This window comes from Streptomyces mexicanus (genome assembly GCF_902506575.1).
Taxonomy (GTDB): Bacteria; Actinomycetota; Actinomycetes; order Streptomycetales; family Streptomycetaceae; genus Streptomyces; species Streptomyces mexicanus.
On the sequence record NZ_LR732544.1, the window covers coordinates 5557861 to 5567963 of the forward strand.

Genomic DNA, 10103 nt, shown 5'->3' on the forward strand with positions numbered 1-10103 from the left:
CGCGGCGCAGGGCCAGGGGCGGGGCCCGGGCCTCGCTGCTGGTGCGGGCTGACGCCCGCGCGGCGGGGGGGGTGGGGGTCCGCGGGGCGGGGGGCCCGACGGGGGGGGGGTAGGAGGCGGCGGGGGTGCCGCAGGGGGGCCAGGCGGCGGGGGGGGGCGCGGGGGGGCCGGTACAGGTACGGAGTGGGGTCCTGCGGATCGGTGACCTCCACCCGCAGCGCCGTGGGGATGTACGCGCGCAGCAGCAGGAAGGCCCGGGTGTCGGCCTTGTACGTCCGCCAGGCGCGCGCCTCCTCCGCGTCCAGGATCTCCGCCTCGCCCAGCGCCGTGACCGGCACCTTGGCCTCGCCCGCGATCAGGGAGTCGCCCACGACCCGGATCCGCACCGAGCCGTAGGAGCTGGCCACGATCGCCGCGACCGCGGTGCCGCCGACCAGGCCGCCGAGCATCGGCAGGACGCCGAAGGGCAACAGGACCAGGGCGCACGAGACACCGATCAGGAAGCTGATCAGCCACCAGGAGCGGGGCACGGTGAGCCGTTCTTCGTACGGCTGGGCGGGAAGCTGCATACAGCTAGCTTGGCACGGTGCCCGCGATGGGCCGCCGCGCGGGTAAGGTCTGCGCCTGTGAGTGGTAGTTCCGCAAGCCTTCAGCCTCCCGCCGACGCCGTCAAGCCGGTACGGCACCCCGACGCCCCCGCGCCCGGCGAACTCCTCGGCGCGCACTACGGCGCGTGTTTCGGGTGCGGTAGCGAGCAGCCGCACGGCCTGCACCTGCAGGCGCGGGCCGGGGAAGGCGTCAGCATCACCGCCGAGTTCACCGTGCAGCCCGCCCACCAGGGCGCGCCCGGCCTCGCCCACGGCGGTGTCCTGGCGACCGCGCTCGACGAGACCCTGGGCTCGCTGAACTGGCTGCTGCGGACCATCGCCGTCACCGGACGACTGGAGACGGACTTCGTGCGCCCCGTGCCGGTGGGGGCCACCCTGTATCTGGAGGCCGAGGTCACCGCGGTGGCCGGCCGGAAGATCTACTCCACGGCCACCGGCCGCCTCGACGGCCCCGACGGGCCGGTCGCCGTCCGCGCCGACGCCCTGTTCGTCGAGGTCAAGGTCGACCACTTCGTGGAACACGGCCGGGAGGCGGAGATCAAGGCGGCCATGAGCGACCCGGACCAGACCCGCCGTGCCCGTGCCTTCGAGGTGAACCCGTGAGCGCCCCCGGGCCCGCGCGCCGCGATCCCCTGAACGTGCTGATCCGGCGCATCGATCCCGACGTACCGCTTCCGGCGTACGCGCACCCCGGCGACGCGGGCGCGGACCTGCGCACCACCGTGGCCTGCGAACTGGCCCCCGGAGAGCGTGCCGTCCTGCCCACGGGCGTGTCTGTCGCGCTCCCCGAGGGGTATGCGGCCTTCGTGCACCCCCGTTCCGGTCTCGCCGCCCGGTGCGGTGTCGCCCTGGTGAATGCCCCGGGGACGGTTGATGCCGGGTACCGTGGGGAGATCAAGGTGATCGTGGTGAATCTCGACCCGCGCGAGTGCGTGCGGTTCGAGCGATTCGACCGGATTGCCCAACTGGTCGTCCAGCAGGTCGAGAGGGTCCGCTTCCAGGAGGTGGCGGAGCTTCCCGGCTCGGCGCGGGCCGAGGGGGGCTTCGGGTCCACCGGTGGCCACGCCGCGGTGGACGGCACGAGCGGCACAGACGGTCGGGCCGCCATGGGCGGCAAGACGGGTGGGTATCGATACGCTTCGGTCGTATCCGACCGGGAAGGACAGTGACGTGTTCGGACGTCGCAAGAAGAAGGGTGCCGCCGAGGACGCGGCCGGCGAGGCCGAGCAGGTCGTCGACAGTGTCGACACCGAGGCGGACGACGAGGAAGAGCGCGAGCGGGTGCGGCTCGAGCCCGGCCCCCGGCCCGACGGGCCCTGGGACGTGTCCGAGGTGCGCGAGCCCGGCGAGGGCCGGGTCGACCTGGGGGGTCTGTTCGTACCGGGCGTCGACGGCATGGAACTGCGGGTCGAGGTCGCGGGCGACGCGATCGTCGCGGCCACCGTCGTCCTCGGGGACAGCGCGATCCAGCTGCAGGCCTTCGCCGCGCCCAAGCGCGAGGGGATCTGGGGCGAGGTCCGCGAGGAGATCGCCGCCGGCATCACCCAGCAGGGCGGCATCGTCGACGAGGTGGAGGGCCCGCTGGGCTGGGAGCTGCGCGCCCAGGTCCCGGTGCAGCTGCCGGACGGCACGGGTGGCTTCCAGGTGGTGCGGTTCGTCGGCGTGGACGGCCCCCGCTGGTTCCTGCGCGGGGTCATCTCGGGTCAGGGCGCGGTGCAGCCGCAGGCGGCCGGCCTGCTCGAACAGATCTTCCGCGACACGGTCGTGGTCCGCGGCGAGGGCCCGATGGCGCCCCGCGACCCGATCGTGCTGAAGCTGCCCAACGACGCCCAGATGGTGCCCGAGGGCGTCCAGCAGGACGAGGGCCAGTCCCGCTTCGCCGGCGGCATGGGCCAGCTGCAGCGCGGCCCGGAGATCACCGAGGTCCGCTAGGGCGTGTTTCGAAAGTCCCGCCTGGCCCGCGACGCCTGGCACGGCACCTCGCCGCGTTGTCGGGCTCGTCCGCGTACGCCCAGTACGCGGACGACCCTCCGCCTTGCGATGCACCGCGCCAGACGCCGCGGGCCCCGCCCTCCGGGCGGACGACGCTACGTTCGAAACACGCCCTAGGGCGCCGGAGCACCGGGTTCTGCCGCACCGCGAGTGCCGAGGGCCGCTCCCCGGGAGGGGGGCGGCCCTTTTCGCTGCCCGGAAACGATCGTGCGGGCCCGTGCGTCGGGGAAGTGACACCGGACGTCGCACGACGGAGGAGACGGCGGCGTCGGACGACGGACGCGTCGGGAGATTGCCGGGGACGGCGGCGGTCGTGATACTGGCGCACGGTCCACGGGGGAGCACAGCGGGGAGGGGCACATGAGCCAGGTCGTCACCGACACCATGGTGCGCGTCGAGAACGTCCACAAGTCCTACGGGCACGGCGCCGCCGCGGTGCACGCCCTGCGCGGGGTGTCCTTCGAGGCGCCGCGCGGTGAGCTGGTCGCCCTCAAGGGCCGCTCCGGATCGGGCAAGACCACGCTGCTCAACATCGTCGGCGGGCTCGACCGGCCGGACCGGGGCCGGGTCCATGTGGACGGCCGGGACCTGGCCGACCTCGGCGAGGACGGGCTGCTCGCGCTGCGCCGCGACCGCGTCGGGTTCGTCTTCCAGTCCTTCGGCCTCATCCCCATCCTCACGGCCGCGGAGAACGTCGGGGTGCCGCTGCGGCTGCGCCGCGCCGACCCGCGGGAGCGGGAGGAGCGCGTGGAGCTGCTGCTGTCCCTGGTCGGCCTCGCCGACCACGCCCGGCAGCGGCCCGGGGAACTGTCCGGCGGCCAGCAGCAGCGCGTCGCCATCGCCCGCGCCCTCGCCAACGACCCCGCCCTGCTCATCGCCGACGAGCCGACCGGCCAACTGGACGCGGAGACCGGCCTGGCCGTGATGGAGCTGCTGCGCGCCGTCGTCCACAGCCGGCGGGTGACCGCGCTCGTCGCCACCCACGACCTGACGCTGCTGGACCTCGCCGACCGGGTCCTGGAACTGCGCGACGGCGAGATCGTCGAACACTGAGAGGGAAGACGGAGAACCCCGAGCGTCCGACGGGCACCGTCCCCGCCGCGCGTCAGAGTTGTGTCAAAGACGGCCCCGCACCGCCCAGCAGTCCCTTTCGCCGCGGTTGTGGGCCGTAGGGTCGACCCGGCGTGCACAGCGGTTGTGGGAAGACAATGAGGCCATGGGACGCGGCAAGCTACGGATCTACCTCGGGGCGGCACCAGGGGTCGGCAAGACGTACGCGATGCTGTCCGAGGCCCACCGCCGGGTGGAGCGCGGCACCGACTGCGTCGTGGCGTTCGTGGAGCACCACGACCGCCCGCGCACCGAGGTGATGCTGCACGGCCTGGAACAGGTGGCGCGCAGGGAGCTGGAGCACCGCGGGTCCGTCCTCACCGAGATGGACGTCGACGCGGTGCTGCGCCGGGCCCCCGCGGTCGCCCTGGTGGACGAACTCGCCCACACCAACGTCCCCGGCTCGCGCAACGCCAAGCGCTGGCAGGACGTGGAAGAGCTGCTGGCCGCCGGCATCGACGTGATCTCGACCGTCAACATCCAGCACCTCGAATCCCTCGGCGACGTCGTCGAGTCGATCACCGGGGTGCGGCAGCGCGAGACCGTCCCCGACGAGGTCGTGCGCCGCGCGGACCAGATCGAGCTGGTCGACATGTCCCCGGAGGCGCTGCGCCGCCGTATGGCGCACGGCAACATCTACAAGCCGGACCGGGTCGACGCGGCCCTGTCGAACTACTTCCGCCCCGGCAACCTGACCGCGCTGCGCGAACTGGCGCTGCTGTGGGTGGCCGACCGGGTCGACGAGTACCTGCAGCGCTACCGCAGCGAGCACCGGGTGTCGAAGATCTGGGGTTCGCGCGAGCGGATCGTGGTGGGCCTGACCGGCGGCCCCGAGGGCCGCACCCTGATCCGCCGGGCGGCACGCCTGGCCGAGAAGGGCGCGGGCGGCGAGGTGATGGCCGTCTACATCTCCCGCAGCGACGGCCTGACCGCCGCCTCCCCCAAGGAGCTGGCCCTCCAGCGCACCCTCGTGGAAGACCTCGGCGGAACCTTTCACCACGTCGTGGGCGACGACATACCCGCCGCGCTGCTCGACTTCGCCCGCGGGGTCAACGCCACCCAGATCGTGCTCGGCTCCTCACGCCGCAAGACCTGGCAGTACGTCTTCGGCCCCGGCGTCGGCGCCACCGTGGCCCGCGAGTCCGGCCCCGACCTCGACGTGCACATCGTCACCCACGGCCAGGTCGCCAAGGGCCGCGGCCTGCGGGGGGCCCGCGGCGCCCGCCTGGGCCGGGTCCGGATCGCCTGGGGCTGGGTGATGGCGCTCGCCGGTCCGGTGGTCCTCGCCCTGCTGCTGAACGGCGTGGACCTGGGCCTGGCCAACGACATGCTGCTGTTCCTCGCCCTGACGGTGGCGGCGGCGCTGCTGGGCGGGCTGCTGCCGGCGCTCGCCTCGGCGGCCCTCGGCTCGTTCCTGCTGAACTACTACTACACGCCGCCCCTGCACCGGCTGACCATCGCCGACCCCAAGAACATCGTCGCGATCGCCATCTTCGTCTCCGTCGCGGTGTCCGTGGCCTCGGTGGTCGACCTGGCGGCCCGCCGCACCCACCAGGCCGCCCGGCTGCGGGCCGAGGCGGAGATACTGTCCTTCCTCGCGGGCAGCGTCCTGCGCGGCGAGACCAGCCTGGAGGCGCTGCTCGAACGCGTCCGCGAGACCTTCGCCATGGACTCGGTGGCGCTGCTGGAACGCCGCAGCGACGTCGATCCCTGGACCTGCGCCGGCCGGGTGGGCGCCGACCGGCCGCTGCAGCGCCCCGAGGACGCGGACGTGGACATGCCCGTCGGCGACCACATGGCGCTGGCGCTGACCGGGCGCGTGCTGCCCGCCGCGGACCGCCGGGTGCTCGCCGCCTTCGCCGCCCAGGCCGCCGTCGTCCTGGACCGCCGACGGCTGCAGGAGGAGGCCGCCCGGGCCCGCCCGCTGGCCGAGGGCAACCGCATCCGCACCGCGCTGCTCGCCGCCGTCAGCCACGCCCTGCGCACGCCGCTGGCCGGGATCAAGGCCGCCGTCTCCTCGCTCAGGTCCGAGGACGTCGAGTGGTCCGAGGAGGACCGGGCCGAACTGCTCGCAGGCATCGAGGACGGCGCCGCCCGGCTCGACCACCTCGGGGGCAACCTGCTGGACATGTCCCGCCTGCAGACCGGCACCGTCACCCCGCTGATCCGCGGGATCGACCTCGACGAGGTGGTGCCGATGGCACTGGTCGGAGTGCCCGAGGACAGCGTGGAACTCGACGTCCCCGAGACGCTGCCGATGGTCGCCGTGGACGCCGGACTGGCCGAGCGCGCCATGGCGAACATCGTGGAGAACGCCGTGAAGTACAGCCCGCCGGGCGAGCCGGTCCTGGTCTCCGCCAGCGCCATCGCCGACCGCGTCGAGGTACGGGTCGTCGACCGAGGGCCGGGAGTCCCGGACGAGGCGAAGGATCGTATCTTCGAACCGTTCCAGCGGCACGGCGACGCCCCGCGCGGAGCGGGCGTGGGCCTGGGCCTGGCGGTGGCGCGCGGCTTCGCCGAGGCCATGGGCGGCACCCTCAACGCCGAGGACACGCCCGGCGGCGGCCTCACCATGGTCCTCAGCCTCCGCGCGGCCGGCCCGGCCCCCGCGCACCAGGGCGCCCGCCCCGACCAGGGGCGCACCGAGGGCGCGGACCACGGCCCCGCGCCGCTCGGCCCCGAGCGGGCGGCAGCCCCCGTCCATCCCGAAAGGCAGGTTTCATGACCAGGGTGCTGGTGGTCGACGACGAGCCGCAGATCGTGCGCGCCCTCGTGATCAACCTCAAGGCACGCAAGTACGACGTCGACGCCGCCGCCGACGGCCGCACCGCACTCGACCTGGCCGCCTCCCGTCACCCCGACGTGGTCGTGCTCGACCTGGGCCTGCCCGACATGGACGGCGTCGAGGTGATCAGGGGCCTGCGCGGCTGGACCCGGGTGCCGATCCTGGTGCTGTCCGCCCGGCACTCCTCCGACGAGAAGGTCCAGGCGCTGGACGCGGGCGCCGACGACTACGTCACCAAGCCCTTCGGCATGGACGAGCTGCTGGCCCGGCTGCGCGCCGCGGTCCGCCGCGCCGAGCCCGTCGGCACCGGCGAGGACGAGGTGACGACGGTGGAGACGGACGAGTTCACCGTCGACCTGGCCGCGAAGAAGGTCAACCGGCGCGGCCGGGACGTACGGCTCACCCCCACCGAGTGGCACCTGCTGGAGGTCCTGGTGCGCAACACCGGCCGCCTGGTCAGCCAGAAGCAGCTCCTGCAGGAGGTGTGGGGGCCGTCGTACGGGACCGAGACGAACTACCTGCGCGTGTACATGGCCCAGCTGCGCCGCAAGCTGGAGGCCGACCCCTCGCACCCCAAGCACTTCGTCACCGAACCGGGCATGGGCTACCGCTTCGAGACGTGAGCGGGGCCGGGGCCGCGCCGGTCGGACGGGGAGCGCACGTGTTCGATGGATGAGCACCCGGGACCAACAGGTGAGCAGGGTTACGGTGCCGTCGGTGGCCCCCGGTACGCTTCAGATATGAGTGCTGTTCCTCGTTCCGACAAGCCGGCGGGACGACTCCGGCGCATGCTCGACCGGCTCTCCTCGTCCCAGGAGGACCTGGAGTCCGAGGAGCTGCGCGAGGACACCGAGACCACCGGATGCACGCGGATCGGTGACTGCCACGACCGGCAGATCGTCACGGTAACTGGTACCTTGCGCACGGTCACCCTGCGACCGCGCGCCGGGGTCCCGGCCCTGGAGGCCGAACTGTTCGACGGCTCCGCCGCGCTGGACGTGGTGTGGCTGGGCAGGCGCTCCATCGTCGGGATAGAACCGGGGCGCAAGCTGATCGCATCGGGCCGGATCTCGATGAGCCGGGGCCGCCGGGTGCTGTTCAACCCGAAATACGAACTGCGACCCCTCGGACGGGAGTAGCCCGTGACGTCACTCGACAAGCCGACCGAAGAGACGACCGCCGACGACGGGGCCAGGGCGGTGACGGAGGCCGCGCTTCTCGAGGCGTTCGGCGGGATCCGGGGCATGGTCGAGACGGTCCTGCCCGGCCTGCTCTTCGTCACCATCTTCACCATCAACAAGGACCTGCACTGGTCGGCGATCGCCGCCCTGGCGGTCTCCCTGGTGCTGGTCGCGGTCCGGCTGGCCATGCGGGACACCGTCAAGCACGCCTTCAGCGGCGTCTTCGGCGTGGCCTTCGGCGTGGTCTTCGCGATGATGACCGGCAACGCCAAGGACTTCTACCTGCCGGGCATGCTCTACACCCTGGGCCTGGGCCTGGCGTACATCGTCACCACGCTCGCCGGGGTCCCGCTGATCGGCCTGATCCTCGGCCCGGTGTTCAAGGAGAACCTCTCCTGGCGCACCCGCAACCCCGGCCGCAAGAAGGCGTACGCCAAGGCCAGCTGGGCCTGGGGCCTGATCCTGCTCGGCAAGTGCGCGATCCTCTTCCCGCTGTACTGGTGGGCGGACACCACGCAGCTCGGCTGGGTGCTGATCGCCCTGAAGATCCCGCCGTTCCTGCTGGCGGTCTGGCTGACCTGGGTGTTCCTGGCGAAGGCGCCCGCGCCCATCGACGTGTTCGCGGAGATGGAGGCGCAGGAGAAGGCCGAGGAGGAACGGGCCGCCGCCGAGGGAGGCGGGAGGAACCCGGGCCGCCACCGCCGCGAGGCGTGAGGGCGGGCTGAGAAAGGCCGTAAGGAAAGGGTGCCCTGTGACCACAGGGCACCCTTTCGCCGTCGTACCCGGAGGGCGAGTCCTGGCGCGCGGGGAGGTCTCAGCCCTCCGCGTCGTCCTCCCGCCGCACCGACAGCAGCTCCTCCAGCTGCTGCTCGCGGGCCTGCGCGGCCACGAACAGCAGCTCGTCACCGGCCTCCAGGGAGTCCTCCTGGGAGGGGGTGAGCACGCGGGTGCCGCGGATGATGGTGACCAGCGAGGTGTCCTCGGGCCACGACACGTCCCCGACCCGGGTGCCGGCCAGCGCCGACTCCTCCGGCAGGGTCAGCTCCACCAGGTTGGCGTCACCGTGGCTGAAGCGCAGCAGGCGCACCAGGTCGCCGACGCTGACCGCCTCCTCGACCAGGGCCGACATCAGCCGCGGCGTGGACACGGCGACGTCCACGCCCCACGCCTCGTTGAACAGCCACTCGTTCTTCGGGTTGTTCACCCGGGCCACGACCCGCGGCACCCCGTACTCGGTCTTCGCCAGCAGGGAGACGACCAGGTTCACCTTGTCGTCGCCCGTCGCGGCGATGACGACGTTGCAGCGCTGCAGCGCCGCCTCGTCCAGCGAGGTGATCTCGCAGGCGTCGGCCAGCAGCCACTCGGCCTGCGGGACACGCTCGACCGAGATCGCGGTCGGCGCCTTGTCGACGAGAAGGACCTCGTGGCCGTTCTCCAGCAGTTCACCGGCGATCGAGCGACCGACCGCGCCGGCACCGGCAATGGCGACCCTCATCAGTGACCGCTCTCCTCTTCGGGGCCCTCGGCGAACGCCGCCTCGACCTTCTCCACGTCGTCCGTCCGCATCATCACGTGCACGAGGTCGCCCTCCTGCAGCACCGTCTGCGAGGACGGCAGGATCGCCTCGCCCAGGCGGGTCAGGAACGCCACCCGGACGCCCGTCTCCTCCTGCAGCTTGCTGATCTTGTGGCCGACCCACTTCGGGGAGGCGTGCACCTCGGCGAGCTGCACCCCGCCGGTGGGGTCGCGCCACAGCGGCTCCGCGCCCGAGGGCAGCAGCCGGCGCAGCATCTGGTCGGCGGTCCAGCGGACCGTGGCCACGGTCGGGATGCCCAGGCGCTGGTAGACCTCGGCACGGCGGGGGTCGTAGATCCGGGCCGCGACGTTCTCCACGCCGAACATCTCCCGGGCCACCCGGGCGGAGATGATGTTGGAGTTGTCGCCGCTGGAGACGGCCGCGAAGGCGCCCGCCTCCTCGATGCCCGCCTCGCGCAGAGTGTCCTGGTCGAAGCCGATCCCGGTGACCCGGCGGCCGCCGAACCCGGGACCCAGTCGGCGGAAGGCGGTGGGGTCCTGGTCGATCACGGCGACCGTGTGCCCCTGTTGCTCCAGGGTCTGGGCGAGAGCGGACCCCACTCTGCCACAGCCCATGATGACGATGTGCACGACCGTCCTTCCGATGTCAACAGCTACTGCTCAGCCCCATCAGGGTCTCAGACAGAGGGACAAGCTACACATGCCCCGTCCGGGCCGGGCACCCCCCTGCCGCATCCCGGGCGGTGGGCCGCGCACCCGGCCCGCCCCCCGCGCACTCGGCCTCGCGGGGCCGGCGCACTCGACCGTGAAGGCCGGCGCACCCGACCCGGAGGGGGCGCTTCACCGGACCTGGAGGGCCGGCTCACTCGACCTCGAAGCGCCGGCACCGAG

10 protein-coding genes and 1 pseudogene are annotated in these 10103 nt (G+C 72.9%); 8 read left to right on the forward strand and 3 right to left on the reverse strand.

All coding sequences use genetic code 11. From position 1 onward, the window contains the following. Window positions 1–119 precede the first annotated feature (119 nt). Window positions 120–569 (reverse strand): annotated as a pseudogene (locus tag GV126_RS24895) (DUF3093 domain-containing protein); the annotation flags it as partial. A 57-nt stretch (window positions 570–626) separates the two neighbouring features. On the opposite strand from GV126_RS24895, the gene GV126_RS24900 reads away from it, so the two are divergent. From GV126_RS24900 to GV126_RS24935, 8 genes are all read left to right on the forward strand, one after another. Continuing rightward, window positions 627–1211 carry a PaaI family thioesterase gene (locus tag GV126_RS24900; protein ID WP_159670797.1) on the forward strand — a complete coding sequence of 195 codons (585 nt, stop codon included), beginning with the start codon at window positions 627–629 and terminating at the stop codon, window positions 1209–1211. Beyond that, a complete protein-coding gene (gene dut, locus GV126_RS24905) occupies window positions 1208–1777 on the forward strand; it encodes a dUTP diphosphatase (protein ID WP_236570097.1) in 570 nt (189 codons plus the stop codon). The genes GV126_RS24900 and dut overlap by 4 nt, the downstream gene beginning before the upstream one ends. 1 nt (window position 1778) lies before the next feature. Next, window positions 1779–2540: a DUF3710 domain-containing protein gene (locus GV126_RS24910; RefSeq protein WP_028424342.1), complete on the forward strand. Its 762-nt coding sequence runs from the start codon at window positions 1779–1781 to the stop codon at window positions 2538–2540. Window positions 2541–2960: 420 nt separating this feature from the next. Then, a complete protein-coding gene (locus GV126_RS24915; RefSeq protein ID WP_159670800.1) occupies window positions 2961–3653 on the forward strand; it encodes an ABC transporter ATP-binding protein in 693 nt (230 codons plus the stop codon). Between the two features lie 163 nt (window positions 3654–3816). Continuing rightward, entirely contained in the window at window positions 3817–6435 is a 2619-nt protein-coding gene (locus GV126_RS24920; RefSeq protein WP_159670803.1) for a sensor histidine kinase, read from the forward strand. Further along, window positions 6432–7118 carry a response regulator gene (locus tag GV126_RS24925; protein ID WP_159670806.1) on the forward strand — a complete coding sequence of 229 codons (687 nt, stop codon included), beginning with the start codon at window positions 6432–6434 and terminating at the stop codon, window positions 7116–7118. The genes GV126_RS24920 and GV126_RS24925 overlap by 4 nt, the downstream gene beginning before the upstream one ends. Window positions 7119–7235: 117 nt before the next feature. Then, window positions 7236–7634, forward strand: coding sequence for an OB-fold nucleic acid binding domain-containing protein (locus GV126_RS24930; RefSeq protein ID WP_159670809.1), 399 nt, complete (start codon window positions 7236–7238; stop codon window positions 7632–7634). A gap of 3 nt (window positions 7635–7637) precedes the next feature. After that, window positions 7638–8390 (forward strand): DUF3159 domain-containing protein, encoded by a 753-nt coding sequence (locus tag GV126_RS24935; protein ID WP_159670812.1) that lies wholly within the window; start codon window positions 7638–7640, stop codon window positions 8388–8390. A 100-nt stretch (window positions 8391–8490) separates the two neighbouring features. Here the strand turns inward: GV126_RS24935 and GV126_RS24940 are convergent, their stop codons facing one another. Continuing rightward, window positions 8491–9171 carry a potassium channel family protein gene (locus GV126_RS24940; protein WP_028424336.1) on the reverse strand — a complete coding sequence of 227 codons (681 nt, stop codon included), beginning with the start codon at window positions 9169–9171 and terminating at the stop codon, window positions 8491–8493. Then, on the reverse strand, window positions 9171–9842 hold the full coding sequence (locus GV126_RS24945) for a potassium channel family protein (protein WP_028424335.1): 672 nt from the start codon (window positions 9840–9842) through the stop codon (window positions 9171–9173). The genes GV126_RS24940 and GV126_RS24945 overlap by 1 nt, the downstream gene beginning before the upstream one ends. Window positions 9843–10103: the final 261 nt, after the last annotated feature.